The organism is Mesorhizobium loti (genome assembly GCA_014189435.1).
Classification (GTDB): domain Bacteria; phylum Pseudomonadota; class Alphaproteobacteria; order Rhizobiales; family Rhizobiaceae; genus Mesorhizobium; species Mesorhizobium loti_G.
In genome coordinates this window covers 7,189,311-7,215,000 of sequence record CP050293.1, presented here as the reverse complement: position 1 = coordinate 7,215,000, position 25,690 = coordinate 7,189,311, and the positions used below count along the sequence as shown (strand labels likewise).

Genomic DNA, 25,690 nt, shown 5'->3' with positions numbered 1-25,690 from the left:
ACGACCAGGCTGGTGGCGCCGCGTCAGATCGCCAAAGCCAAGGATCGCCGGCGTATGGAGGTGTCGATGGTCACCAAGGTCGGCGACCGCGACGTCATCCACACCATGCCTTTCGTGCAGATCAAGATGGCGCTGGCCGCCGGCCACACCACCAGCCGCGCCTACCCGCCCTTTGACCCGATGCAGGTGTTCGGCGACGACAGCGACGACAGTGCCCAGCCGGCGACCGCCTCTGCCGCTTCCGGCCAGATCTATGGCGCCAAGGTCGAAAGCGAGATGAGCCTGAAGACCGTCGATTTCCCGATCGAGACGGCTTCCTTCGATGAGAAGAGCGACCTGTCCGCCGACGAGGTGGAAAAGGTGGTGCGCGAAGCCGGCACCGACCTCAGCGACGGCGCCGTGCAGGTCGCTTCACTCCACTATGTCGACCCGCAGCGATTCGGCGAAGCCTTTGCCGAGAGCATGGCTGGCTCCTACGACGTCAAGATCGTGCCGGAAAACGTCTCGGTGGCGCCGCGCGCCACCGCCGACGACCAGGCGCCGGCTTTCGCCGAGGAAATCATCCCCTTCACCAAGGATCTCGACGTCACCGAGGCTTTTGCTGATTCGGGCTACACGGGTGAAGACGCCACCGGCATGGCCGAAGCCATCGCCAAGCTGCTGAACGCGACAGCGCTCAAGGCCGGAACCGTGCTGCGTGTCGGCCTGGAGGTTCACGGCGATGACGCCAAGGTCGTGCGCACCAGCGTCTACGACCGAACCCAGCACATCGTCACCATCGCGCTCGACGATCGCGGCCAGTATGTGCCCGCGCAGGAGCCGGATCCAAACCCCGAATTGCTGACGGCCTTCGATGATTCGTCGGCGCCGGTGGTGGTGCGCGGCAACCTGCCCAATGTCTATGACGGCATCTATCGCGCCGCCTATTCCTACGGCATGTCCAAGGCGATGACGCAGCGGCTGATCAAGCTGCTGGCGTCCGACGTCGACTTCCAGTCCCGCCTCAACCCCGCCGACCGCATCGAAGTCCTGTTCTCGCAGCCCGATGGCGACGACCAGACCTCGGACAGCTCCGAGCTTCTCTACGTCTCGGCGACGTTCGGCGGTCAAACGCGCAACTTCTACCGCTTTCAGATGCAGGACGGCGGCACTGACTATTTCGACGAGGACGGCTCGAGCGCCGAGCAATTCCTGTTGCGCAATCCCCTGCCCGCCGGGAAATTCCGCTCCGGGTTCGGCGCGCGCAAGCATCCGATCCTCGGCTATGTCCGCATGCACACCGGCGTCGACTGGTCCGCGCCGATCGGCACGCCGATCATCGCCGCCGGCAACGGCACTGTCGAGAAGGTTGGCTGGGCCGGCGGCTATGGCAAACAGATCATCATCCGGCATGCCAATGGCTATGAGACGTCCTACAATCACCAGAGCGCTTTTGCCAAAGGCATCGAACCGGGCGTGCATGTGCGCCAGGGCCAGACCATCGGCTTCCTCGGCCAGACCGGCCTCGCCACAGGTCCGCATCTTCACTACGAGCTGATCGTCAACGGCACCAAGGTCGATCCGATGCGGGTCCGCTTGCCTGTCGGCAAGGTGCTCAAGGGCGATGACCTCGTCGCCTTCAAGCGTGAACGCGAGCGAATCGACGAACTGCTGAAGCAGGAAGACAGCGATTCGCTGAAAGTCGCGAGCGCCAAGATCGACGGTTGATCCGTCGGGCTTTTTAGATTTCTCAGCCCTGCGGATTCTCGACGCGCCGCGACCATGGCAGCCGCTCCCCGGAAATGGTCGTCCAGGCGATAACAGCCGCAAGCAGGCAAAGCAGCGCGGTCACCGAAGAGACGGCTGCAAACGCAACGTCGCTGGCGGCGAGCCTTGCCGCATCGACGGCGGGTGCAAGTCCACCCGTCGCCGGCTCGCCAAAGCCAGGCACGCCGGGCGTTGCGTTCCCATCCAGTGCATTCGCGTAGACCCAGGCGGCGAGCGAACCCATCGCCGCCACCGCGATCAGACCGCCGATGCGCGAGACGGCATTGTTGATGCCGGAGGCCGCACCCGTATCCTTGTCTTCCACCGCCGTCATGATCGCAGTCGACAATGGCGACACCACCAGCGCCATGCCGAGTCCCATCAGCGCCATCAACGGGAATGTTCCTGTCCAGAAATTGTGCATGCCGGCATGGGTGAGCAAGGCAAGTCCGGCAAAGGCGAAAGCCACGACGAGGCTGCCGCAGGCGATCGGAAAACGTGGGCCGATCCGGTCCGACAGCTGGCCGACCGGTCCAGACAAAAGTGCGATCGACGCCGACAGGGGCAGGAAGATGAAGCCGACCTCGGCCGTGCTCAGACCCCAGCCGGCGATCAGCAGCATCGGCAGATAGAAAAGATTGGCCGACAGCGCGAAATAGAGGAAGAGCGTCGCGACATTGGCGCCGGCGAAAGCGCCGACGCGAAACAGGCTAAGATCGATCATCGGCTCGCGCTGCCGGAGTTCGAAGACGATGAAGACCGCCAGCAATACGACGCCGGCGGCAATGCTCGGCCCGGCCATGCGGCCCTCACCGCTGGCGCTCATTGAGGTCAGCCCGTAAGCGAGCGCGCCGAAGGCCAATGTCGCGAGCGCGGCGCCGCCGAGATCCAGGCTGCGTTTCTCCGTCGGCGCGTCGGCTGGAATCTTGGCCAGCAGCAGATAGATCGAGATCAGGCCGAGCGGCAGGTTGATGGCGAAGATCGCCCGCCAGATGCCGTCGCCGAAAGCCGACAGCACGAAGCCGCCAAGCACCGGGCCAAGTGCCGTGGTCAGCGCCGAAGCCGCCGCCCAGATGCCGATGGCGCGCCCGCGTTCCTTTTTCGGGTAGGCTTTGGCGATGATGGCGAGACTGCCCGGCACCATGATCGCCGCACCAATGCCCTGGACGGCACGAAATGCGATCAGCACCACCGCATTCGGCGCCAGCGCACAGGCAAGCGAAGCGACAATGAACAACGCAATGCCCGCCACGAAGGCGCGGCGCAGGCCGAATCGATCGCCGGCAGCGCCACCGGCTAGGATCAGCGCTGAGAGCGTCAACGCATAGGCATTTGAAATCCACTGCGCCTCAGCCAGGCTGGCGCCGAGGTTGACGCGGATGGCCGGTGTGGCGATGGCCAGGATCGAACCGTCGATGAAGCCGAGCGCCGAGGCCAGGATTGCCGCGATGAGCACGAAGCGCCGCTGCGACTGCGGACAGAACGTTCCATTCGTGACCGGGCTGGTCAACGGGACGGCGGCGGCTTCGCTCGGTGAATGCATGGAACCTTGCTTAGACCCCCAGCGCACAGGCAACAACCGGCCAGTGGCTTGCCGTCCTTGAAACCAGCCAGTTGGCCAGGGTCGCCCCCTATCCGGATGCAAACGGCGGCAGCCGTGCTAGGTTTTCTGGAAAGATGCAGGCGGGGAGACATCGATGAAGCGGCCACTTGAGGCATCGGCGGAGGGACGCGGCCGTATCGTCGGCATCACCGACGGGGTGTTCGCCATCGCGCTCACCCTGATCGTTCTGGAAATCAGGGTGCCGGCGCACAAGGCGATCCATTCCGAACGCGAGCTGGTTGCCGCGATCGCTGCACTGGCGCCGCGTTTCCTGACTTACGCCTTGAGCTTCCTGACGCTGACCATCTTCTGGTTCGGCCAGCAGGCGCAGCATGGTCTGATCGCCAAGTCCGACAGACGGCTTGCCACGCTGAACCTCTGCTTTCTCGCCTTCATCGCCCTGCTGCCGTTCTCGACCGACCTTCTGGCAGACTTCCTCGAGTTCAGAACCGCGGTGCTGGTCTACTGGCTCAATCTGCTGATGCTCGGCGTCACGCTGTTCGCCAGCTGGCGCTATGCGGAGAAAAACGGCTTCGTGGCAGAGGACGTCGATGCGGAAACGAAACGCACGGTCTATCTGCGCATCGTCAAGGCACAAATCCTGTGGGCGCTCGGCGCCGCACTCTCACTCATCAGTCCCTTGCTCGGCATCGGCTTCATTCTGGTCGTGCAGTTGGTCTATGCCACCGCACTTCGCAGTTCACTGCTGCGCAAAGTCATCGGCTGAAGGTCCGCCGACAAACTCCACCGTCACACCTGGCGACACCAGTTTGGCCAGTTCCCGCGCATCCCAGTTGGTCAGGCGCACGCAGCCATGGCTTTCGGTCTTGCCGATCTTCGATGGGTCCGGTGTGCCGTGGATGCCGTAGGTCGGCTTGTCCAGGGCGATCCAGACCGAGCCGACCGGGCCGTTCGGGCCCGGCGGAATGGTCAGGACCTTGTCGTTCTGGCCCTGCTTGAAATTGATGCTGGGGTTGTAGGTGTAGTTCGGATCGAGCGCGACGCGCGACACCGTATGCGTGCCGGACGGCGACGGCGTATCCGACGAGCCGATGGTGGCGGGATAGGCTGCCACCAGCTTGCCGCCGGCATCATAGGCGAAAACCTCTTTCTTGTCCTTGTCGGCGACGATGCGGGCAACCGGCGTCGAGACCAGCCTGCCGAAATTGGCGACCTTGATGATCGTGCCGGGGCGATTGAAGTTGAGCTCCGGGTTGAGCGCCTTGAGATAATTCTCGTCCATGTGGAAGCGCTCCGCCAGCGCCTCGGTCACCGACGTGTAGGCCATGCGGTCGAGCTGCGCCTTCTGGCTGTAGTCTTCAGGGATCGAGGCGACGTAGGGACCGGCCGCATCTTCCGGCGTGATGGTGTAGTTGGCGAAGGCATCGCCGCCGGATTGCGCCAGTGCCGCCTGGATGCCAACCGCATCGGTCGATCGCAGATTGCTGCCGGTGATCTGGTTGTAGGCGGCGAGCGCCTTGTCGACATTCGAACCGAAACGCCCATCGATGACGCCAGGCGAAGCGCCACCGCGGTCGAGCAGCACCTGAAGTGCGGCGACATCCTGGCGCGCTCCCAGCGAAAGCGCCGGGGCGACAGTGGTCTTGTCGCCAGCCTTGGGCGGCAGTGCCGCCTGGTCGGCGGGCGCGACCTCTTCGGTGGAATCTGCCGGCTGGGCAGGGTCTATCGAAGCCTCGTTCAGCGGCTGACGCTTGATGGTACCCGGTTTTGCCGGCTGCGGCGCATCGGGGTAATTGTTGTCGTAGTTGCCATCGTCCTGCGGTGCCGGCGGATAGGCGTCGACCGAATTGTCCCCGTAGGGATCGGATTCGTCCGACGGCGGCGGGATGACCCGGCCTTCCTCCTCCAACTGCTTGCGGCGGAACCGCGCCATGTCTTCCGGATCGTCGAGATAGTAGCGGTCGTCGGGGTTGGGCGCGCGCCCCAACTCGCGCAGACGCGTCTCCCGGCGCAACACGCGGCGATCGAGCCGGGTCTGCGGCGGCTGGATGGCGATGACCTTGCCGGAATCGGCATCGACGATGACGCGATTGCCCCTGGCGTCGTAATAGATGTCCACATTGCCGTCCTGGGCGAGCAGGATGCCGCCATCATTGGCAGCGCGGACAATCGGCTGCGCGCTGTCCTGCGTCGGGGCGGCGAACGCGCCTGAAAAGGACATCCCGACGGCCAGGGCCGAAAGAGTCAAGATCGTGCGGAACATGGTAGCCAAACTCTCCGGTCCGTAATTGCCGCCGCCCGGCAGTGTCCCTGTAAGGCGAACCCCTTCGCCAGCAAACCAGTTACACACCATATGGTTCCAACATGAACCGGGCATGAAGATGGCGGTTCTCCGGCGCGTCGAGGAATATTCGCTAGTTTGCGGCGAGTCCCAATTCCTTGCGCGCCTGCCTGGTAAGCTTCAGGGCGACAAGGCGATGGCTCTCGCGCAGATAGTCCTTCAGCGCAGCATCATCCATGCTCTGGCTTGTCCGACGCTGGATCCACGTCATGCCGCGCGAGGCGAGATAGGGCGCAGGCCGCAGGCCTGGCTGCTCCTTGAGCACATCATAGGCGATATCGGAGCATTTGAAGGTAACGAAGAGCTGCTGGCCCTGGTCCCAGCCGCCGATCGCAAACATCTTGGTCCCGACCTTCCAGACATGGGCGCCGCCCCACTGGACGACATGGTTTGTCGCGGGCAGCGAGGCGCAGAAGCTGTTGTAGTCGTCCAGTGTCATCCGCCCCCCACGTTTGTATGAAAACGCCGCGCGTCCAGCATGGACGCGCGGCGTTAGGATCAGGCTGCCGCTTCCGCGGCGACGATCGTCGGCTTCGAGCGGAAGTTCAGCCGATCGGAACCGGCTGTCACCTTGACGGTCGAGCCGTCGAGGATGTCGCCGAGCAGGATCTTCTCCGCCAGCGGATCCTGCAATTCCTTCTGCATCACCCGCTTCAGCGGCCGCGCGCCATAGGCCGGGTCGTAGCCCTTCGCCGCCAGCCAATCGACCGCCTCCTGGTCCAGCGACAGCGTGATCTTGCGGTCGACAAGCAGGCTCTCCAGCCGCTTGAGCTGGATCTCGACGATGCGGCCCATATCCTGCCGGCGCAGCCGGTGGAACAGGATCACCTCGTCGACGCGGTTGAGGAACTCCGGCCGGAACGACGCCTTGACGACATTCATCACCTCGTCGCGAACCTCATCGACATCCTGGTCCTCGCGGAGATTGACGAGATACTCTGCGCCGAGATTCGAGGTCATGATGATCAGCGTGTTGCGGAAATCGACGGTGCGGCCCTGGCCGTCGGTGAGACGGCCGTCATCGAGCACCTGCAACAACACGTTGAAGACATCCGGATGCGCCTTCTCGATCTCGTCGAACAGCACGACCTGATAGGGCCTGCGCCGCACCGCTTCGGTCAGCGCGCCACCTTCCTCATAGCCGACATAGCCGGGAGGCGCGCCGATCAGCCGGGCGACCGAGTGCTTCTCCATGAACTCCGACATGTCGATGCGCACCATGGCGCTCTCGTCGTCGAACAGGAAATTGGCGAGTGCCTTGGTCAGTTCGGTCTTGCCGACACCCGTCGGCCCGAGGAACATGAACGAGCCGATCGGCCGGTTCGGATCCTGCAGGCCGGCGCGGGCGCGCCGCACCGCTTTGGAAACGGCTTGCACCGCCTCGCCCTGGCCGACGACCCGCTTGCCGATCTCGTCCTCCATGCGCAGCAGCTTGTCGCGCTCGCCCTGCAGCATCTTGTCGACCGGAATGCCGGTCCAGCGCGAGACGATATGGGCGACGTGGTCGGGGGTGACCACCTCTTCGACCATGCCGACCTTGCCGTCCTGGGCCTCGGCCTCCTTCAGCTTCTTTTCCAGTTCCGGGATCTTGCCATAGGCAAGCTCGCCGGCGCGCTGGAACTCGCCCTTGCGCTGGGCAATGGCAAGATCGTTGCGCGCCTCGTCGAGCTGCTTCTTGAGATCGGCGGCCAGACCGAGCTTCTGCTTCTCGGCCTGCCATTTGGCGGTGATCTCGGTTGATTCCTCCTCGAGGCCGACGAGTTCCTTTTCCAGGCGGGCGAGCCGGTCCTTCGAGGCGTCGTCCGTCTCGACCTTCAGCGCCTCGCGCTCGATCTTGAGCTGCATGATGCGGCGGTCGATCTCGTCCAGCGCCTCGGGCTTGGAATCGACCTGCATGCGCAGCCGCGATGCGGCTTCGTCGACCAGGTCGATTGCCTTGTCGGGCAGGAAGCGATCGGCGATGTAGCGGTTGGACAGCGTCGCCGCCGCCACCAGCGCCGAATCCGAAATCCGCACCTTGTGGTGTTGCTCGTACTTCTCCTTCAGGCCGCGCAGGATCGAAACGGTGTCTTCCACCGTCGGCTCATCGACGAACACCGGCTGGAAGCGGCGGGCAAGGGCTGCGTCCTTCTCGACATGCTTGCGATATTCATCGAGCGTGGTCGCGCCGACGCAGTGCAGCTCGCCGCGCGCCAGGGCCGGCTTCAGGAGGTTCGACGCATCCATGGCGCCATCCGCCTTGCCGGCGCCGACCAGCGTGTGCATCTCGTCGATGAACAGGATGATGTTGCCGTTGGCCGAAGTGACTTCGGAGAGCACGGCCTTCAGCCGCTCCTCGAACTCGCCGCGATATTTGGCGCCGGCAATCAGCGCGCCCATGTCGAGCGCCATCAATTGCTTGTCCTTCAGCGATTCCGGCACGTCGCCATTGACGATGCGCAGCGCCAGGCCCTCGGCGATCGCCGTCTTGCCGACGCCCGGTTCGCCGATCAGCACCGGATTGTTCTTGGTGCGGCGCGACAGCACCTGGATGGTGCGGCGAATCTCGTCGTCACGGCCGATGACCGGATCGAGCTTGCCGGCGCGGGCATCGGCGGTCAGGTCGCGCGCGTATTTCTTCAGCGCGTCGTAACCCTGTTCGGCACTCGCCGAATCGGCGGTGCGGCCCTTGCGGACATCGTTGATGACCTGGTTGAGCGCCTGCGCGGTGACGCCGGCCTTGGCCAGTATGTCGGCGGTCTTGGCCGACTTTTCCATGGCGAGCGCCTGCAGGAGCCGCTCTACCGTGACAAAGCTGTCGCCGGCTTTCTTGGCCAGCTCCTCGGCGGTCGAGAACACTTTTGCCAGCGGCTGCGCCAGATAGAGTTGGCCATTGCCGCCCTCGACCTTGGGCATCGCTTCGAGCGCCGTCTCGACGCCAAGCTTGACGTCGCGGACGTTGCCGCCGGCGCGTTCGATCAGCGACGCGGCCAGGCCCTCGTCGTCGTCGACGAGCACTTTCAGGATGTGTTCGGGGGTGAATTGCTGGTGGTTGCGGGAGAGCGCCATGGTCTGCGCGGACTGGATGAAGCCGCGCACGCGCTCCGAGTATTTCTCAAGGTTCATATCTGTCTCCTTCCATCACCGGCCCGCTTTGCGGCACCGGATCCGATTGCGGTGACGGACCCGCCCATTCGAGCCGGGTCCAGTTGAGGCTGATATGGTGCACAGGCCCCGAACCCTCAAGACGTCTCGATACCGGCAACCGCATAATATTGCACCGCCGCCCAAAACAAAAACGGCGGAGATTTCTCCCCGCCGCTCAACGCCTTGAAATGTCGTTCGATCAGTTGTCGATGTCGACAATGACCGGTTCGGCATTGCCGCTGTCGACCGGGCTAGCTGCCACCGCGCCGGTATCGGCATTATCGCTGCCGCCGTCGACCTGATCGGCATTCACGCGCGGACGGCGCGGACGCCTCGGGCGACGGGCAGCACCGCTTTCGGCGGCCGCCTCGTTGAGTTCGGCCTGGGCGGCAAGACCTGCCGGCGACAGGTTCTCGAACAACGGAGCCGGTTCGGCCGCTGCAACGGACTCGGTCGGCGAAGCGGCTTCGGCCTCGATCGGAGCCTCGTTGCGCTGGGGCTGACCACCTTGCTCCACGGACGAACCGAAGTCGCGCTGGCCGTTCTGGCCGTAACCGCCATTGGGGCGACGATCGCGATGGCGTGCGCCATTGTTGTCGCGGCCACCATTGTTGCGGCCATTGTTGTCACGGCTACCATTGTTATCGCGGTTCTCGCGGCCACCTTCCCGGTTGAGCGCGACCTCGGCCGGCATGCCTTCGATGACCGGCTGCGGGCCGGCGCCATGGTTGGCCACCGGAACCTGAGCATCGGAGACAGTGTTGCTGTTGTTGCCGGCATTGTCGAAATCGTCGCGATCCTCGTCGCCGTCATCGTCGAAATCATCGCGATTCTGCTGCGCGTTCTGGATCGGCATCTGCGCCTGCGCGGCCGCGATGATGCGGTTGTAATGCTCGGCGTGCTGGAGATAGTTCTCCGCCATGACCCGATCGCCGGAGCTTTGCGCATCACGGGCAAGGGTGGCGTATTTTTCGGCGATCTGCTGAGCCGAACCGCGGATCTTCACGTCCGGGCCATTGCTCTCGTAGTTGCGCGTCAGGGGGATTAGGTCCCTTGCGGTTGTTGTTGTTATTATTGTTGTTATTGTTACCACCGCCGCCGCCATTGTTGTTGCGACCGCGCATGCGCCTGTTCTGCTGTTGTGGCCTCATCAAACTCTCTTCATTTTGAAATTTTCGAAAAACTCTTCACGAACGGAGGCGCTCATGCAGCCAGCCGTTTCGTCTCTTCACCGGCGTTCGCCCGCATCGATTGCGTTGGCGCCACGTGCCATCCTGTTCCGGTTACATCACTTGCCGGACGATTCCCGCACGAAGCTTGGGCATCGTTTGCGCAAGAAGGCAGCTATTTCAAAGGAAAACCGAATCGCTAAGAGCACTGCCTGCTTCGTCTCATCCGGTTAAGGCGACCCTAGCCGCATTCCCCGGCATTGCCAAGCGCTTTTTTGCACTGCGTCAAGGCTTTATCCTTTCAAAGACAATAACCCTGTCGTTTCCACCAAGGTCGCGAAAAACACCGCCCGGCCTATAGCCGGCGACAGCGAATATTTCGCAGACCTCATTGCACTGTGTATGGCCGATCTCGACCGCAATCCTGCCTTCAGTTTCCAAAAACCTTGCCGCCTCCGCGGCGATGATCCTGTAGGGGTTCAGACCGTCCGCGCCGCCATCCAAGGCCAGGCGCGGGTCGAAATTGCGGACTTCGTCCTGCAGATTTCCAATGTCTTCGGAAGGTATATAGGGAGGGTTTGCGGCAATTACATGGTACCGGCCGGAAACTTTTTCGAACCAGTTCGACTGGAGCGCCGTGAACCGGCCCGCAAGGCCCAGTTGCCCGGCATTGCGGGTTGCCGTCGCCAGCGCACCCGCGGACAGATCGACGCCGGTGGCGTTGGCTGTCGGCACGGCGCTGAGCAGGGCCAGTGCAATGGCGCCGGTGCCGGTGCCAAGATCGAGAATGCGGCATTCTCCTTCCCGGACTGCCAAGGCCCTGACGAAAGGCAGCATCGCATCGACCAGCGTTTCGGTATCCGGCCGCGGTTCCAGCGTTTCCGGCGACAGCGACAGGCGCAAACCGTAGAATTCTCGATAGCCGAGGATGCGGTGCACCGGCTCGCCACCGGCGCGGCGTCGCAAGGCGGCATCGATTTCGGCAACAACGCCGGCGTCGACCTTGCGTTCGGGGTCCGCGATGGCTTGCGTGCGGGTCGTACCGGAAAAATGCTCGACGATCAGCCTCGCATCGAGCGCCGGGTCATCGATAGCGACAGCGGCAAGCCGAGCCTGCGCTTCCCGCAGCACCTGCCCCAGCGTCTCGGGATCAGCCATCGATGCCGATATCGGCGAGCAGCTTCGACTGGTGATCGGCGATCAGCGCGTTGATGATCTCGTCGAGTTCGCCCATCATTACCCGGTCGAGCTTGTAGAGCGTCAGGTTGATGCGGTGGTCGGTGACGCGGCCTTGCGGGAAATTGTAGGTCCGGATGCGTTCCGAGCGGTCGCCGGAACCGACCTGCGACTTGCGCGATTCGGAGCGCTCCTCATCCGCCTTGCCGCGTTCGAGGTCATAGAGCCGGGCGCGCAGGATCTGCATCGCCTTGGCGCGATTCTGGTGCTGCGACTTTTCCGCTTGCACCACCATGATGCCGGTCGGCAAATGGGTGATGCGGACAGCCGAATCGGTGGTGTTGACGTGCTGGCCGCCCGAGCCCGAGGCGCGCATCGTGTCGATGCGGATGTCTTCGGCCCTGATGTCGATGTCGACCTCTTCGGCTTCGGGCAGCACCGCGACGGTTGCCGCCGACGTGTGGATGCGCCCGCTGGCCTCAGTCGCCGGCACACGCTGCACACGGTGCACGCCGGATTCGAATTTCAGATGCGCGAAGACGCCCTTGCCCGACACCGTGGCGATGATTTCCTTGAAACCGCCGGCATCGCCATCGCTGGCCGAGGCCGTCTCGAAACGCCAGCCGCGTTCGGCGGCGTAGCGCTCATACATCCGAAACAGGTCGCCGGCGAAAAGCGCCGCCTCATCGCCGCCGGTGCCGGCGCGGATTTCGAGAATGGCGTTCTTGTCGTCGGCGGCATCCTTGGGCAACAGCAGGATCTGGATGTCCTTCTGCAGCGTTTCGATGCGATCCTCGACCTCCGGCAGGTCGGCCTCGGCGAGCGCCCGCATCTCGGCGTCGGTGCCCTTGTCGGCAAGCATGGCTTCGAGGTCGGCCTGCTCATGCTCGGCCAGGCGCAGTGCCCTGACCTTGGCTACCATGTCCTGGATTTCGGCATATTCGGACGCCATGCGCACATAGGCATCGGCCGCCGGGCCGGCCGACATCTGCGCTTCGAGCATCTCGAAACGCTTGACGACTTGATCCATACGATCGCGGGGCAGGTTGACCATGATGAGGGTACTACAATGGAATCGAACGGTCGTCGGCGAAGGCCTGCAGCAGCGCCCGCATCGGCAAGCCCTGCGCCGGCGCCATCAGATTGTCGTCGAAGAACGCCTCCAACTCATCCAGCGGCAGTTCCGTCAGCATTGCCTTGACCGGGCCGATCGAAGCCGGTGACATCGAGATCGAACGGAAGCCGAGGCCGATCAGCGCCATGGCGGAAATGGGTTTGCCGGCGAGTTCGCCGCACAGGGTGACCGGCGTGTGGTTGCGGACACCGGCATCGGCGATCTGCTTCAGGACGCGCAGGAACGGCGCCGACAGCGTGTCGAAGCGGTTGGCCAATTGCGTGTTGCCGCGGTCGACAGCCATGACGAACTGGAACAGATCGTTCGAGCCTACCGAGACGAAGTCGACCGCCTTCATCAGTTCGTCGAGCTGGAACAGGAGCGACGGCACTTCAAGCATCGCACCCAGCTTCAGGCTGGTTGGCAAATGATGGGCAAAACGCGACAGATGCCGCACTTCGCGGTCGATGATCTCGCGCGCCTGGGCGATCTCGCCAAGTTCGGTCACCATCGGCAGCATAAGCTTCAATTCACGCCCGCCACTGGCCTTGAGCAGAGCGCGGATCTGGGTGCGCAGCAGCCCCGGCCGGTCAAGCGTCAGGCGGATCGCCCGCCAGCCGAGCGCCGGGTTCTCTTCCTGGATCGAGCCCTTGAAATAGGGCAGCACCTTGTCGCCGCCAATATCGATGGTGCGGAAGGTGACCGGCTTGCCGCGTGCAGCCTCGAGCACGTCGCGGTAGAGCTTTTCCTGGGCTTCGGCACGGGGAAATGTCGAGGCGACCATGAATTGCAGTTCGGTGCGGAACAGGCCGATGCCGGCCGCACCCGCTTCGGCCAGCTGCGGCAGGTCGACGGCAAGACCGGCATTCATCAGCAGATCGACCTGGACACCGTCCCTGGTCGTCGACGGCTTCTTGCGCAGCTCGCGATAGACCTCTTGCCGGCGCGCCCGGAAACGCACCTTTTCGGCATAGGCGGCTTCGAGATCGGGCTGCGGCCGCAAATGGATCACGCCCTCTTCGCCGTCGACGATGATGGCGTCGCCGTTTTCCGCCATGGAAACGGCGCCCTTCATCTGGCCGGCGACAGGGATGCCCATGGCCCGCGCGACGATGACGACGTGGCTGGTCGCAGCACCATCCTCGAGCACCAGCCCGCGCATCTTGTCCCTGGGATAGTCGAGCAGCTCGGCGGCCCCCATCGAACGGGCGACGATGATGGCGTCCTTCGGCAGCGATGCGGCGACATCCTCCGGCCCACGTCCCATCAGCTGGCGCAGAAGGCGGTTGGCGAGGTCGTCGAAATCGCTCATCCGCTCGCGCAGATAGGGATCGGTCATGTGCAGCATGCGGGCGCGCATGTCGCTCTGCACCTTTTCAACGGCTGCTTCCGCCGTCAGGCCGTTGCGGATCGCCTCTTCCAGCCGGCGCACCCAGCCGCGGTCGTTGGCGAACATGCGATAGGCTTCCAGCACCTGGCGATGCTCGCCCTCGAAGGCGACGTCGCGGCGCTCCAGCATGTCATCTATCGAGAGCCTGAGCGAGCCGAGCGAGGTTTCGAGCCGGCGAACCTCTTCCTCGCTGTCCTCGTTGAACAGATTGGTGACGACGATACGCGGCTCGTGCAACACGACATGGCCAAGCCCGACGCCGTCATTGAAGGACAGGCCGGTGAAGCTGACCGGACGGCGCAGATCGAGCTCGAGGCCGGGCCTGGTCAGCCGCGCCAGATCGCCGGTGGCGATCATCTCGGCGATCACCATCGCCGTGGTTTCGAGCGCCTCGACCTCGTCGTCGCGGTAATGCCGCATGGTCTTGTTCTGCACCACAAGCACGCCCAGCGTGCGCCCTGCCCGCAGCACCGGCACGCCGAGGAACGAGTTGTAGATCTCTTCCCCGGTCTCCGGCAGATAGGCGAAAGCCGGGTGTTCCTGGGCATTGGAGAGGTTGAGTGGCCGCGCGCTGGCCGCGATCGTGCCGACCAGGCCTTGCCCCAATCGCAACTGCGCCAGGTGGACGGCGTTCGGGTTCAAACCTTCGGTGGCGTAGAGTTCGAGCACCGAATCGGCGCGCAGCACATAAAGCGAGCACACTTCGGCGACCATGTTGGAGGCGATGTCGCGCACGATCCGGTCAAGCCGCTCCTGCGGCTCCAGCGGCTCCTGCATGAGCTCGCGGAGCCGTTTCAGCAAAACGCGCGGGCCACTGGCCTGATCACGCATCGCGGCTTCTTCTCCAATGGGCATTCTGCCCGCCGCAGTTTCCACTGCGACCGGCGCACACGCAACAACTCAAATCGTTCTCGCTACTGCTTATCCAGACCGTAGACGGAATGCAAAGTACGAACCGCAAGTTCGGTGTACGGACCGTCGATCAGGATCGAAATCTTGATCTCGGAGGTCGTGATGGCGCGGATGTTGATCGACTTGTCGGCCAGCGCCTTGAAAGCGGTGGCGGCGACGCCGGCATGGCTCCTCATGCCGATGCCGATGACCGAAACCTTCGACATGCCGGCTTCCGACTGCACGACATCGTAGCCGATCTCGGCTTTCAGCCGCTCGAGCACGGCGAGCGCCTTGTCGACATCGCCCGACGGCACGGTGAAGGTCATGTCGGTGAACTTGCCGTCCTCGGAAATGTTCTGGACGATCATGTCGACATTGATGTTGGCCTCGGCCAGCGGCCCGAAGATGCCGGCGGCAACGCCCGGCCTGTCGCCGACCCGGCGCAGCGAAATCTGCGCCTCGTCCTTGGCATAGGCAATTCCGGTGACGACCTGCTGTTCCACGATCTCTTCCTCGTCGCAAATGAGCGTTCCGGGCGGATTGAGCAAATCCCCCATTCCGGGCGCATCGGGATCGTCGAAGGACGACCGCACGAAGGTGCGCACCCGGTGCACCATGGCAAGCTCGACCGAACGCACCTGCAGAACCTTGGCGCCGAGCGAGGCCATTTCAAGCATTTCCTCGAACGAGATCTTGGCCAGCCGCCGCGCCTTGGGCTCCATGCGCGGATCGGTGGTGTAGACCCCGTCGACGTCGGTGTAGATGTCGCAACGGTCGGCCTTGACCGCCGCGGCGATGGCCACCGCGCTGGTGTCGGAGCCGCCGCGGCCGAGCGTGGCTATGCGATTGTCCGGGCCGATGCCCTGGAAACCGGCGATCACCGCCACCTGGCCCTCGCCGAAGCGCTTGACCAGGAAGGCACCGTCGATGTCGAGGATGCGCGCCGCGCCATGCGCATTGTCGGTCTTGATCGGAATCTGCCAGCCCTGCCACGAACGGGCATGCACGCCCATGTTCTGCAAGGTGATTGCCAGAAGGCCGGCCGTGACCTGTTCGCCGGAAGCGACGACCGCGTCATATTCGCGTGCGTCGTGCATCGGCGAGGCCTCGCGCGTCCAGCCGACCAGTTCATTGGTCTTGCCTGCCATCGCCGAAACGACCACCGCCACCTCATGGCCGGCATCGACCTCGCGTTTGACGTGACGCGCCACGTTGCGGATGCGGGCGATGTCGGCGACGGAGGTTCCGCCGAATTTCATCACGATGCGCGCCATGGAAGCGAAATGCCTTTGACTGAAGCCGGACCCAGCCAGAACAGCGGGAATCCCGAATAGCGGAAGGCCGGCTGACGCCGGCCGTTGAATGCGCGGCCTCCTTAGCCAAATGATGAAGGTTTCGCAAGGCTGGCGGCGGATTGCAGGCTTCAAGAAGACGGCATATTGCGTTCCACCCCGCCGCCGCCTACGAAATGCTGCCCGCGGGGAATTCCTTTTGGTCCGGCATTGCAGATGATTGCTCGTCTTCGACGCGCCACACGATGGCAATCGCTCCCGCTTGTCATTGGCTTCGCGGTGTTGGCGCTGATCGTCGGCAGCCGTGCCATGCTGGTCGAGGGCCAGAGGGCCAATCGCGCCGCCGCGCGCGAGGCAATCGAATATCAGCAATTGCTTTCCGGCCTGGTTTCGCTGGCGCAAGACGCGGAGAGCGGTCAGCGCGGCTATCTGCTGACCGGCGAGAAATCCTATCTCGAACCCTATCGGCGGGCTGTCGGCGCCATTCCGGGGCAACTTGCGCGCATCGAGAGCATGACTGCCCCGGACGACCAGGTCGTCCAGCAGATCAACCATATCAAGGACGCGCTTTCGCAAAAGCAGGCTGAAATGGCCGAGACGATTGCCCTGTACGACCAGGGCAATGCGACGAAGGCGCTGGATCTGGTCCGCAGCGGTCAGGGCAAGGCCGTCATGGACGAGATCCGGACCAGCATGGATGCGATCCGACGCATCGGCGCCGCCGCCGTCGCCGCGCGCGACGAGCATACCGACAAGGTCGAGACCTGGCTGCGCATCGGTTCGCTGGCGGCGCTACTGGCGATCTTCCTGCTTGGCGCCTACACGATCAGGGAATCGCGCCGCCGCTTCAACGAGGTGGCTGTCGCCCAGGATGAGCTGGTGCGCAAGAACATCGCGCTGGGCAATGAAATCCAGACGCGCGAAAAGGCCGAATCCCAGATCCGCCAGATGCACAAGATGGAGGCGGTCGGTCAACTCACAGGCGGTATCGCTCACGATTTCAACAACATGCTGGCGGTGATCATCAGTGCCATGAACCTCGCCCAGCGCAAGCTGGCGCGCGGCGAGCACGACATCGCAAAATTCATCGAAGCGGCGATAGACGCGGCGAACCGTGCCGCCAATCTGACCGCCCGGCTGCTCGCCTTCTCGCGCCAGCAGCCACTGGCGCCGCAGATCGTCGACGCCAACCGTCTGCTGACCGGAATGTCGGACCTGATCCGGCGCGCGCTCGGCGAAACCATCCGCATCGAAACCGTGCTGGCGGGAGGCTTGTGGAAAACCCATGCCGACCCGAGCCAGATCGAGAACGCCATTCTCAACCTGGCGGTCAACGCGCGTGACGCCATGGGCGACGACGGCAAGCTGACCATCGAGACCGCCAACAGCCATCTCGACGACGGCTACGCCGCCACCCATGCCGAGGTCGCGGCCGGCCAGTATGTGATGATCGCCGTCAGCGACACCGGTTCGGGCATGCCCCCCGAAATCATCGCCAGGGCCTTCGAGCCCTTTTTCACCACCAAGCCGGTCAACAAGGGCACCGGCCTGGGGCTGAGCCAGGTGTTCGGCTTCGTCAAACAGTCGGGTGGCCACGTCAAGATCTATTCCGAACCCGGCGAAGGCACGACGATCAAGATCTACTTGCCGCGGTATTTCGGCCCGGAGGAGCCCGCCATGCCCGCATGGCGAGGCGACAGCCCCGCCGCACCGGTTTCCGAAACGATCCTCGTCGTCGAGGACGATGCCCGCGTGCGTGCCTCCACCACCGATGCCTTGCGCGAACTCGGCTACGCCGTCATCGATGCCGCGAGTGGCCAGGAAGCGTTGCAGAAGCTGGCGGAAAACCCTGATGTCGCGCTTCTGTTCACCGATATCGTCATGCCTGTCATGAACGGCCGCAAGCTGGCGGAAGAAGCGGTTGCCCGCATGCCAGGGCTGAAAGTGATCTTCACCACCGGCTTCACCAGGAACGCCGTGGTCCACAACGGCGTGCTCGACCATGACGTGCATTTCCTGGCCAAACCCTTCACCATCGAGCAACTGGCGGCGAAACTGCGCGACGTACTGGACACGAAACAAGGCACACCGGACTGATTTCGTCGGACCTCGACAGCAGCCGGACGCCGGACCTCAAGCCACGCTTTTGCTGGCCTTGGCCTGTTGCCGGTCAGCATGGGCCTTGCCCAGCCCGACGACGACACGGTCACGCCCGTCTGCCTTCGCCTGATAGAGCGCGCGATCCGCGGCGTTGACGATCTCCGCCCATGAGGCGCCAAGCTCCGGAAAGGCAGCCACTCCGAATGACGCGGTAATGGTGCCAAGCGTGCGACCGCGATGAGCGAGATGAAGCTGCTTGATCGCTTTTCGCAGTGCCTCGGCACGCTCGGCGCCGTCCGCCAGCGAAGTGGCCGGCATCATAAGGGCGAATTCCTCGCCGCCGTAGCGGGACACCACGTCGCTATCCCTGGCATGGTCGAGCAGCACGGCGGCGACCTGTTTGAGGACGAGATCGCCGGCTTCATGGCCGAACGTGTCGTTGAACTGCTTGAAATGATCCACATCGAGCATGATCATCGCCAGAGGCTGTTCTGAACGCTCCATGCGCCTCAGTTCGCGACTGCTTGTTTCCTCGAGATAGCGGCGATTGTAGAGCCCGGTGTTCGGATCGCGGATCGATTGTTGCCGCAGCGTTTCGCGCAGGCGCAGATTGGCGAGGGCCAATGCCAGTGTATCGACGACGCCGCGCAGGATCTGCTGCCGCTCGACCAGCCAGTCCGGCCTGTCGGCGGCGTTTGGTTCGCACAGATGCACGATGCCAAGCGTCTCCCCCTGCGCCGCCAGAGGCATGCAGACATAACCGCGGCCGCCATTCTCGGTGATGTGGTTGCAGCGCGGCGTCAGCATGCCGGGGCCGGCAACATGCTCCTGGCCGCGCCGCAGCGCCCAGCAATCTTCGGGCGCAAATTGGCCAACGCTCGAACGCACAGTGCCCCAATGCGCCATCTCCTCGACCAGATTGCGCGAGGCGCTGGTCAGATGAACGGTTCCACTCAATCCGCCAAAGAAGTCGGGCATGGCCGAGCCAACGACGGAAAACGCCTCCTGGAAGGTGACGCAGGCCTGAAGCAGCTCGCCGAGTTTGACCAGGCGGGTCGTTGCCTGGGAGGTCTCCTTCAGTTCCCGGTTCAGCGTTGCCAGCTCCTCGGCGCGATCGCTGACCGCCCGCTCGGCGCTGCGCAACTCGCTGATGTCGCTCAACGTCAGCACGATGCCGCCATCGGAGCGATTGAGCGGGTTGCAGCTCGCAATCACCGGCAGGTACGATCCGTCCGGTTTTGCCAGCCGCATTTCGGCCTGATGCTGGCGGCCCGTGGTCAACGCCAGTTCAATCGGGGATGTTCCCTGCGCCAGCCTGTCTCCCGATAGTCCCCGCATGTCGAGGACCGACGGCCAATCCTGCCCCTCGATCTTGTCGTTGCGCCGCCCGACGATCTCGGCGGCCGCCGGATTGACCGAGACGATCTGGCCATTGCCGTCGATGACGGCAATGCCCTCGGCAACGGTGCGGACGATATCCTCGATATAGGCCTTTTGCTCGACGAGCTGTCCACGCGAGGATTCGAGCTCGGATGCCATGCGGTCGAACCCTTGCGCCAATTGGCCGAACTCGTCATTGGCGGTACGGCCGATGCGCGCCCCGGCGTCGCCGCGCGCCAGCGATTCGATGCCGCGATTGAGGCCGGAAAGACCGGCGCCAAAGCCGCGCAGCAGAAGGAAGGCAGAGAGCGCCGAAAGCAGCACGGCGGCCGTGGTGCTCAGACCGACAAGCCAGAGCATGTTGTTAGTGCGCTGCTCAGCGGCGCGCAGCAGCGGCGTGTACTCGAACAGGACCGCTCCGACGGTCTTGCCGGGAGGATCCTTGATCGGCACCGCGACCAGATTGATCGCTTCTGATACGTCGGCGCTGTTTTCGACGAAGTTGCGCGGCGTGCCATCCTCGATCGTCCGGCCGACTTCATTGTCGGGATCGTGGCCGTACCGTGTGCCGACATTCTGTTCTTCGCCTGGGACATCGGCAAGGATGACCTTGTCGTGACCGACGACAACGAGATCGCGTTTCGAGCCACTGTGCTGCGACCTCACGAATTCGCGTAGCGCATCGGCTCTTTCGAACAAGGAGTGCGGCGCATCGGAAGCCCTGAAGGCGATCGTCTCGGCCAATTGCCGTCCAACGCTCGTCGCTTCGGCGATTGCACCGGATCTGATCAGCGATATCTGGGAGACTATTGCAATGCCGCCCACCACGCCGATCAAGGCCGCGGCGCTTAACAAGGTAGCGATAATCTGGGTCTTGATCCGCAACAAGCCACCCCAATCCGTGGGAGGGCAATGTATATGCCGAATCCCGGTCGTGCTTCAGGAAACCGCCAACCTCGTAAATTTGATGTTAAGAAATCCTGATCGACCGCCATCTCCGGGACCGACACCCGGTGCCGGGGATTCAACGCGGCGCCAAGTTTTCTTGCTGAAGATGGCGGCTGACATGTCCCAGGGAACGCACAGCCCTGCTGGCAGAGGAAAATGCTGCCTTGACATTCGCGGCCTCACGCCCGACTTCCTAGCCTTCGAGGAGACCAACCGATGCCAGAGCCCCGACGATCGACGATCGATGCCGGAGAAGTGGAACGCTTTTCCGCCCTTGCCGCCGAATGGTGGAACCCCAACGGCAAGTTCCGTCCCCTGCACAAATTCAATCCGGTCCGGCTGTCCTATATCCGCGACCAGATAGCGGCGCGCTTCGGCCGCGATCCGCGCGCGGCACGGCCTTTCGAGGGCCTGCGCATCCTCGATATAGGCTGCGGCGGCGGCCTTTTGTGCGAGCCGATGGCGCGGCTTGGCGCCGAGGTGGTGGGCGCGGATGCCTCCGAAACAAACATCGAAGTGGCAAAGCTGCACGCGGCCGAGGGCAATGTCAGCGTCGACTATCGCGCCACGACGGCCGAGGACCTTGCCGACGCCGGTGAAAAATTCGACGTCATCCTCAACATGGAAGTGGTCGAGCATGTCGCCGACATCGACCTGTTCGTCGCCAAATGCGGCGAGATGGTCCGGCCGGGCGGCATCATGTTCGTGGCCACCATCAACCGCACGCTGAAGGCGCTCGGGCTGGCCATCATCGGCGCCGAATATGTGCTTCGCTGGCTGCCGCGCGGCACCCACCAGTTCGGCAAGCTGGTGCGCCCGGAAGAACTCGAAAAGGCGCTTGGCGGCGCCGGCCTGACCATCATCGACCGCACCGGCGTCACTTACAACCCGCTTGCCGACCGCTGGGCGCGGTCGAAGGACATGGACGTCAACTACATGGTCCTGGCGGAAAAAGGCTCCGTCTGACCAACAACGCTTTTGCTGGAATTGCTCCAGGGCCCTAGGCGTCGAGCGGCCGGTAGCCGCCGCGCCAGTAGATCAGCGCCTGGCCGGCATCGCGGGTGCGCACGGCCTCGACCGAGCCAATGACGATCGAATGCGTGCCGCGGTCGATCATCTCGTCGAGGCTGCAGTCGAAGGCGGCCACCGCATCCGAAAGCAACAAAGCTCCGGTCTTCAGCGTCATCCATTCGGCGCCCTCATAGCGGTCCTTGCCCTTGATGCCGCCGAAACCGGAGAACCGCTCGGCCACCCTTTGATGCCGGGGGCCGAGCGAGTTGACGCCGAAATGCCGGTAACGTTCGATCACCGGCCAGGTCGACGACGACCGGTTGACACAGGCGATCACCTTGGGCGGTTCGGCCGACAGCGAGACAACCGAAATGACCACCAGGCCGGAGCGGTCCTCGCCGGTGCCGGCGGTGATGACGCTGACATTGCCAACGATCAGCCGCATCGCGGCGCGAAAGTCCGCGACACCGACAGGATTTGCCTCCGAAGTCGTTGGCTCGGTCATGGTTTTCTCCAAAAAGCAATTCCAGGAAAAGTGTGAAACGGTTTTCCGTCCAGAATTGCGACAAAACAAAAAGAAGTAGAGCGGTTTGGCGTTTCCGTGAAACGATGAACCGCTCTACGCCGCCGACTGCATGGCGGCCGGCGCGATACGGATGCCGCGCTGCTCGAGGATGGGCAGGACGGTGTCGCGAAAATACGGGAACTCCTCGACATAGTCGACAAAGGACAGGGTCGAGCCGCGAAATCCGGCCTCGTGCAAGGCGGTGATCCCATCGGCGACCTGTTCGGGCGTGCCGGTGAGCGGGAAGCCGCCATGGCCAGCCGCCATCCGATCGCGGATGAGCGCAAGAAGGTCATGCGGGAACGACTGCGCATGGGCAAATTGCAGCCGCACCAGATTGTCGACCGCTGTCCAGTCGGCATTGGTGCGGGCGAAATGCTCGAGATAGTCCGTCGCTTCCTTTTCGGTCGGCCGGCAGACGACATGGGCAAAAGTCAGCACGTCGACAGTGCTGCCGGCGGCGATCGCCTGCTGCTTCAGCGCCGCGATCTCGTCCCGGGAGCGTGACAGATCGATTGCCGGCGTGAACAGGAAATCGGCATTGCGGACAGCGAATTTGCGCCCTTCTTCCGAGCCGGCGGCATTGAGGATCGGCAGGCGTGCCGACGGGCGCGGATCGCCAAGCACGTTCTTCAGCTTGAAATAGGTGCCGTCCCAGTCGAACGCCTCGGTGCGATCCCACAGCGCCCTGACGATATCGAACCATTCCTGTGCATAGCCGTATCGTGTGATGTGGTCGTCGGGCAGCGTCAGCCCGAGCGCTTCATATTCCGGCTTGTTCCAGCCGGCGACGATGTTGAGGCCGATACGGCCGCGGCTGATCTGGTCGATGGTCGCCAATTGCTTGGCGACGACGACGGGATGATTGGCCGCCGTGTGCGTGGTGGCGAAAACTGTGATGTTGCGGGTGAGCGCCAGGAGCCCGGCGGCCCAGGTGATCGTCTCCAGCACATTGCCGTGGAAATTGGTCTCGCCGCCATAGCCGATCCAGCGCGCGATCGGCAGCATGAAATCGATGCCGGCCTCGTCGAGCAGATGCGCCAGCCGCAGATTATTGTCCCAGGAACTGACCCATCGTTCGGGAACCTTGGTGACGGTCATGCCGCCGGAGCAATTGGACGCGAAGGTTCCGAGAAAGAAGGGCTGCGCATTGGCTGCGGTCTTGTCGAGCATGCTCATCGGTCGTGTTCTCCTCACTTTTTGATTATATTTTATGATAGAAAGTCTATCATAAAATCGTATGGACGCAATCGGCCGGATCGGCGCATGCTGCCGGGCGGGGAGACATGGATGAACGACCGGCGCAAACCTTCGGAAACGCAAGCCAAGCTGCTGGATCGCGGCTGGCATCTGGCGCGGACGCCGCTCGAAATCGATGTCGCCGAAGTCGAATATGCGCTGATGCGCTCTTATGAGGCGTTCGGCCACTGGCAAGCCGAATGCCTGGCAACGGTGATCGAGTTTTCCGCCAGCGGGCCGGAAAACGCGCTGCTCCACATCATCAGGATGAACGACCGGCCAAAGAGCATCCGCGACCTGGCGCAGATGACCAACCGCGACGACATCCCCAACATCCAGTACAGCCTGCGCAAATTGCTCAAGAGCGGGCTGGTCAAGCGGACCGGAAGCGGCAGGGCCGGCGTCACCTACGAAGTCACGCCGCTCGGCTATCGCGTGACCGAACGCTATGCCGACATCCGTTCCGTCCTGCTCATCGAAGCGGTGACGCGCGTTCCGGAGATGGCGGCCAAGCTCGAGGAAGCGGCGCGCACGCTCGAGCTGATGACTGGCATCTATGAACAGGCGGCCCGCGCCGCGGCCACCCACCGCCGCCGGCACCCAAGGCCGGAACCCGGCGGTGACGGCAACAGCGGCGCCGACTGACACCGCCGGCGAACTGGACCTCACCCACAATCCGCTGGCAGCGGTCGAAGGACATCGACGTGAACTAAATGGTGCTGGCTGAAAGGGCGCGGTGTATAGGACCTGATCCCGAAAAACTGGAAAGTGTCATTCCGGACTCGGCAACAACCGGAGTTGTTCGGTGGAATCCGCAAGTGCCCGCCAGATCGCGCTGAACCTCCCGGAAGCGGTGGAGAAGTCGCATTTCGGCAAGCCGGACTATCGGGTGCGCAATCGCATCTTCATGTCGTTGCCCGACGATGGCCGCGCCGTTGTCAAGTTTGGCCGCGATCAGCAGGAAATGATGACCGCTGCCGAGCCTTCGGTGTTCGTGCCCGTGCCGGGCGGCTGGGGACGGCAGGGCTGGACGTCGATCATGCTTGACGCGTGCGACGAGCAGACATTCCGCAGCGCGATCGTTGCCGCCTGGCGCAATGTCGCTCCTGCGAGCCTTAGAAAATCCTTTGAGGCCAAGTCCTGACGAACCGGAGGATGCTCAGCCCTTCTGCGTTTTGCGCCACGGTGGTGATGAACACGCCGGCGGTGATGATGATAGCGCCGACCCAGGTCAGCAACTGATAGTGCTCGCCGAGGAAGATGGTGCCGGCAAACAGGCCGACGGCCGCCGCCACATAGCCGATCTGGCTGAGATAGACCGGACCACCAACCGCCTGCAGCCTGAAGAAAAAGGCGAACATCGCCGACGCCGACGCGACCTGCGCGACGACGACCAGCGGCACGCCGCCGAGCGGCACGAAAGCCTTGCCGCCGAACAGGAGAAAAATGCCGACAAGCAGCATCGCCGCTGACGCCAGATGGCTGCCGACGGCAAGCTCGATCGGGCCGGTGCCTTCCGGCCAGTCGACCGTGCGATAGATGTTGCCGGCGGCAAGACTGACCGGAATGAGCAGCCCCATCACCACCCAGAACAGATCGGCCGGCTGGCCGGCCTCGCCGCGCGTCACCGCCACCATGACGGCGCCGACGAAGCCGACGGCGATGCCGACAATGCCCAGCATGTTGGGCCGCCGGACACGCAACAGGATGGAGAACACCAGCGTGATGACAGGTGACAGCGTGAACATGATGCCGGTGTAGCCGGCGCCCAGATGCGGGATGGCCGAGAACATCAGGAGATTGGGGACGGCATAGGACACCGCCGCGGTGACGAAAAAGTAGCGCAATTTGTGCGCGGTAAGCCGGACGCGCTGGCCGCGCAACAAGAGCACGCACAGCAAGACGCCGCCGGCGCCGAGCGAGATGACGAAGGCCCAGACCATGGCCGGCACGCCGGCAGCCGTGGCGAGCTTGCCGAACGGCAGTGTCAGGCCGAGTAGGCCGCCGGTGACGACCAGCAGGCCGAGCGCCGAATCCCAGAGAAATTTCATGATCGAACCCTGTCGCCGCGGCCCTTGGCCGGCATTGCATCTTGAGGTAAGATAATGGAAAGATTCTTAACGTCAAGATATATGATGGTGAGACAGTTGGACAGGGCAGCAAGAGCGATCGAGCAATGGAAGCGGGAGCGGCCCGATCTGGATGTCTCGCCGATGGCCGTGCTCGGGCGGCTGAACGAGGCCGCCTCGCTGATCGCTCGCGAGCGCCTGGCGCCGTTGTTTGGCCGCTATGGATTGCAGTCGGGAGAGTTCGATGTGCTGGCGACACTGCGCCGCTCTGGATCACCCTACGCGCTAACGCCGACCGCGCTCTATGAAGCGACGATGGTGACGTCGGGCGCCATGACCAACCGGCTCGACCGGCTCGAAAAATCCGGATTGATCCTGCGCGGGCCGCACCCCAACGATCGGCGCGGCATTGTCGTGAGGCTGACCGAAAAGGGCCTGGCCTTGATCGACGACGCAGTTAGCGCCCATGTCGCCAACGAGCATGAGGTTCTTGCGGGCCTGACACCGGCGGAACAGGAAACGCTCTCTCGGCTGCTTGAGAAACTGATCGGCAGCGTGAGCTAGCC

19 protein-coding genes and 1 pseudogene (1 of these 20 running past the window's edge) are annotated in these 25,690 nt (G+C 63.6%); 7 read left to right on the top strand and 13 right to left on the bottom strand.

All coding sequences use genetic code 11. The annotated features are described in order from the left end of the window. On the top strand, nucleotides 1-1,707 hold the 3' portion of the coding sequence (locus HB777_34725) for a M23 family metallopeptidase (protein ID QND68594.1). 261 nt of this gene lie to the left of the window's left edge; only the last 1,707 of its 1,968 coding nucleotides appear in the window; its start codon lies beyond the left edge, outside the window; it ends in the stop codon at nucleotides 1,705-1,707. Between the two features lie 22 nt (nucleotides 1,708-1,729). On the opposite strand, the gene HB777_34720 is transcribed toward HB777_34725, so the two are convergent. Next, nucleotides 1,730-3,289 carry an MFS transporter gene (locus tag HB777_34720; GenBank protein QND68593.1) on the bottom strand — a complete coding sequence of 520 codons (1,560 nt, stop codon included), beginning with the start codon at nucleotides 3,287-3,289 and terminating at the stop codon, nucleotides 1,730-1,732. Nucleotides 3,290-3,443: 154 nt separating this feature from the next. Between HB777_34720 and HB777_34715 the strand changes: the two genes are divergently transcribed. Then, nucleotides 3,444-4,076, top strand: a complete 633-nt coding sequence (locus tag HB777_34715; protein ID QND68592.1) for a DUF1211 domain-containing protein — start codon at nucleotides 3,444-3,446, stop codon at nucleotides 4,074-4,076. Here the strand turns inward: HB777_34715 and HB777_34710 are convergent. The 8 genes and pseudogenes from HB777_34710 to HB777_34675 all read right to left on the bottom strand — a co-directional run bounded on the left by HB777_34710 (nucleotide 4,050) and on the right by HB777_34675 (nucleotide 15,794). Beyond that, the gene (locus HB777_34710; protein ID QND68591.1) at nucleotides 4,050-5,573 is read right to left on the bottom strand and encodes a L,D-transpeptidase family protein; all 1,524 of its coding nucleotides are present in this window, start codon (nucleotides 5,571-5,573) and stop codon (nucleotides 4,050-4,052) included. The genes HB777_34715 and HB777_34710 overlap by 27 nt on opposite strands. 151 nt (nucleotides 5,574-5,724) lie before the next feature. Next, nucleotides 5,725-6,090, bottom strand: coding sequence for an MmcQ/YjbR family DNA-binding protein (locus HB777_34705; GenBank protein QND68590.1), 366 nt, complete (start codon nucleotides 6,088-6,090; stop codon nucleotides 5,725-5,727). A 59-nt stretch (nucleotides 6,091-6,149) separates the two neighbouring features. Further along, on the bottom strand, nucleotides 6,150-8,756 hold the full coding sequence (gene clpB, locus HB777_34700) for an ATP-dependent chaperone ClpB (protein ID QND68589.1): 2,607 nt from the start codon (nucleotides 8,754-8,756) through the stop codon (nucleotides 6,150-6,152). Between the two features lie 220 nt (nucleotides 8,757-8,976). After that, nucleotides 8,977-9,928, bottom strand: a pseudogene (locus HB777_34695) (DUF4167 domain-containing protein). A 303-nt stretch (nucleotides 9,929-10,231) separates the two neighbouring features. Further along, nucleotides 10,232-11,104: a peptide chain release factor N(5)-glutamine methyltransferase gene (prmC, locus tag HB777_34690; protein QND68588.1), complete on the bottom strand. Its 873-nt coding sequence runs from the start codon at nucleotides 11,102-11,104 to the stop codon at nucleotides 10,232-10,234. After that, nucleotides 11,097-12,176 (bottom strand): peptide chain release factor 1, encoded by a 1,080-nt coding sequence (gene prfA / locus HB777_34685; GenBank protein QND68587.1) that lies wholly within the window; start codon nucleotides 12,174-12,176, stop codon nucleotides 11,097-11,099. Before prfA ends, prmC begins: the two co-directional genes overlap by 8 nt. A 10-nt stretch (nucleotides 12,177-12,186) precedes the next feature. Next, a complete protein-coding gene (ptsP, locus tag HB777_34680) occupies nucleotides 12,187-14,457 on the bottom strand; it encodes a phosphoenolpyruvate--protein phosphotransferase (protein QND68586.1) in 2,271 nt (756 codons plus the stop codon). Nucleotides 14,458-14,540: 83 nt separating this feature from the next. Then, a complete protein-coding gene (locus HB777_34675; protein ID QND68585.1) occupies nucleotides 14,541-15,794 on the bottom strand; it encodes an aspartate kinase in 1,254 nt (417 codons plus the stop codon). 234 nt (nucleotides 15,795-16,028) lie between these two features. On the opposite strand from HB777_34675, the gene HB777_34670 reads away from it, so the two are divergent. After that, nucleotides 16,029-17,909, top strand: coding sequence for a response regulator (locus tag HB777_34670; protein ID QND68584.1), 1,881 nt, complete (start codon nucleotides 16,029-16,031; stop codon nucleotides 17,907-17,909). A 36-nt stretch (nucleotides 17,910-17,945) separates the two neighbouring features. On the opposite strand, the gene HB777_34665 is transcribed toward HB777_34670, so the two are convergent. Next, nucleotides 17,946-20,177 (bottom strand): diguanylate cyclase, encoded by a 2,232-nt coding sequence (locus HB777_34665; protein ID QND68583.1) that lies wholly within the window; start codon nucleotides 20,175-20,177, stop codon nucleotides 17,946-17,948. A gap of 279 nt (nucleotides 20,178-20,456) precedes the next feature. Here HB777_34665 and ubiG point away from each other — a divergent pair, with 279 nt between their 5' ends. Next, nucleotides 20,457-21,206 carry a bifunctional 2-polyprenyl-6-hydroxyphenol methylase/3-demethylubiquinol 3-O-methyltransferase UbiG gene (gene ubiG / locus HB777_34660; GenBank protein QND68582.1) on the top strand — a complete coding sequence of 250 codons (750 nt, stop codon included), beginning with the start codon at nucleotides 20,457-20,459 and terminating at the stop codon, nucleotides 21,204-21,206. A 34-nt stretch (nucleotides 21,207-21,240) separates the two neighbouring features. On the opposite strand, the gene HB777_34655 is transcribed toward ubiG, so the two are convergent. Beyond that, on the bottom strand, nucleotides 21,241-21,756 hold the full coding sequence (locus HB777_34655; protein ID QND68581.1) for a flavin reductase family protein: 516 nt from the start codon (nucleotides 21,754-21,756) through the stop codon (nucleotides 21,241-21,243). A 114-nt stretch (nucleotides 21,757-21,870) separates the two neighbouring features. Further along, nucleotides 21,871-22,995, bottom strand: a complete 1,125-nt coding sequence (locus tag HB777_34650) for an LLM class flavin-dependent oxidoreductase (protein QND68580.1) — start codon at nucleotides 22,993-22,995, stop codon at nucleotides 21,871-21,873. A 111-nt stretch (nucleotides 22,996-23,106) separates the two neighbouring features. Here HB777_34650 and HB777_34645 point away from each other — a divergent pair, with 111 nt between their 5' ends. After that, nucleotides 23,107-23,700: a winged helix DNA-binding protein gene (locus tag HB777_34645; GenBank protein ID QND68579.1), complete on the top strand. Its 594-nt coding sequence runs from the start codon at nucleotides 23,107-23,109 to the stop codon at nucleotides 23,698-23,700. Nucleotides 23,701-23,890: 190 nt separating this feature from the next. Beyond that, nucleotides 23,891-24,199, top strand: coding sequence for an MmcQ/YjbR family DNA-binding protein (locus HB777_34640; GenBank protein ID QND69013.1), 309 nt, complete (start codon nucleotides 23,891-23,893; stop codon nucleotides 24,197-24,199). Here HB777_34640 and HB777_34635 read toward each other — a convergent pair. Further along, a complete protein-coding gene (locus HB777_34635; GenBank protein ID QND68578.1) occupies nucleotides 24,171-25,106 on the bottom strand; it encodes a DMT family transporter in 936 nt (311 codons plus the stop codon). The genes HB777_34640 and HB777_34635 overlap by 29 nt on opposite strands. A gap of 96 nt (nucleotides 25,107-25,202) precedes the next feature. Here HB777_34635 and HB777_34630 point away from each other — a divergent pair, with 96 nt between their 5' ends. After that, on the top strand, nucleotides 25,203-25,688 hold the full coding sequence (locus tag HB777_34630) for a MarR family transcriptional regulator (protein QND68577.1): 486 nt from the start codon (nucleotides 25,203-25,205) through the stop codon (nucleotides 25,686-25,688). Nucleotides 25,689-25,690: the final 2 nt, after the last annotated feature.

What these genes read in the sequence shown, in the direction of transcription:
- HB777_34645 (QND68579.1), top strand. Translation starts at nt 23,107, where the DNA reads ATGAACGACCGGCGCAAACCTTCGGAAACGCAAGCCAAGCTGCTGGAT.
- prmC (QND68588.1), bottom strand. Translation starts at nt 11,104, where the DNA reads ATGGCTGATCCCGAGACGCTGGGGCAGGTGCTGCGGGAAGCGCAGGCT.
- clpB (QND68589.1), bottom strand. Translation starts at nt 8,756, where the DNA reads ATGAACCTTGAGAAATACTCGGAGCGCGTGCGCGGCTTCATCCAGTCC.
- HB777_34675 (QND68585.1), bottom strand. Translation starts at nt 15,794, where the DNA reads ATGGCGCGCATCGTGATGAAATTCGGCGGAACCTCCGTCGCCGACATC.
- prfA (QND68587.1), bottom strand. Translation starts at nt 12,176, where the DNA reads ATGGTCAACCTGCCCCGCGATCGTATGGATCAAGTCGTCAAGCGTTTC.
- ptsP (QND68586.1), bottom strand. Translation starts at nt 14,457, where the DNA reads ATGCGTGATCAGGCCAGTGGCCCGCGCGTTTTGCTGAAACGGCTCCGC.
- HB777_34720 (QND68593.1), bottom strand. Translation starts at nt 3,289, where the DNA reads ATGCATTCACCGAGCGAAGCCGCCGCCGTCCCGTTGACCAGCCCGGTC.
- HB777_34655 (QND68581.1), bottom strand. Translation starts at nt 21,756, where the DNA reads ATGACCGAGCCAACGACTTCGGAGGCAAATCCTGTCGGTGTCGCGGAC.
- HB777_34705 (QND68590.1), bottom strand. Translation starts at nt 6,090, where the DNA reads ATGACACTGGACGACTACAACAGCTTCTGCGCCTCGCTGCCCGCGACA.
- ubiG (QND68582.1), top strand. Translation starts at nt 20,457, where the DNA reads ATGCCAGAGCCCCGACGATCGACGATCGATGCCGGAGAAGTGGAACGC.
- HB777_34710 (QND68591.1), bottom strand. Translation starts at nt 5,573, where the DNA reads ATGTTCCGCACGATCTTGACTCTTTCGGCCCTGGCCGTCGGGATGTCC.
- HB777_34635 (QND68578.1), bottom strand. Translation starts at nt 25,106, where the DNA reads ATGAAATTTCTCTGGGATTCGGCGCTCGGCCTGCTGGTCGTCACCGGC.
- HB777_34715 (QND68592.1), top strand. Translation starts at nt 3,444, where the DNA reads ATGAAGCGGCCACTTGAGGCATCGGCGGAGGGACGCGGCCGTATCGTC.
- HB777_34670 (QND68584.1), top strand. Translation starts at nt 16,029, where the DNA reads ATGATTGCTCGTCTTCGACGCGCCACACGATGGCAATCGCTCCCGCTT.
- HB777_34650 (QND68580.1), bottom strand. Translation starts at nt 22,995, where the DNA reads ATGAGCATGCTCGACAAGACCGCAGCCAATGCGCAGCCCTTCTTTCTC.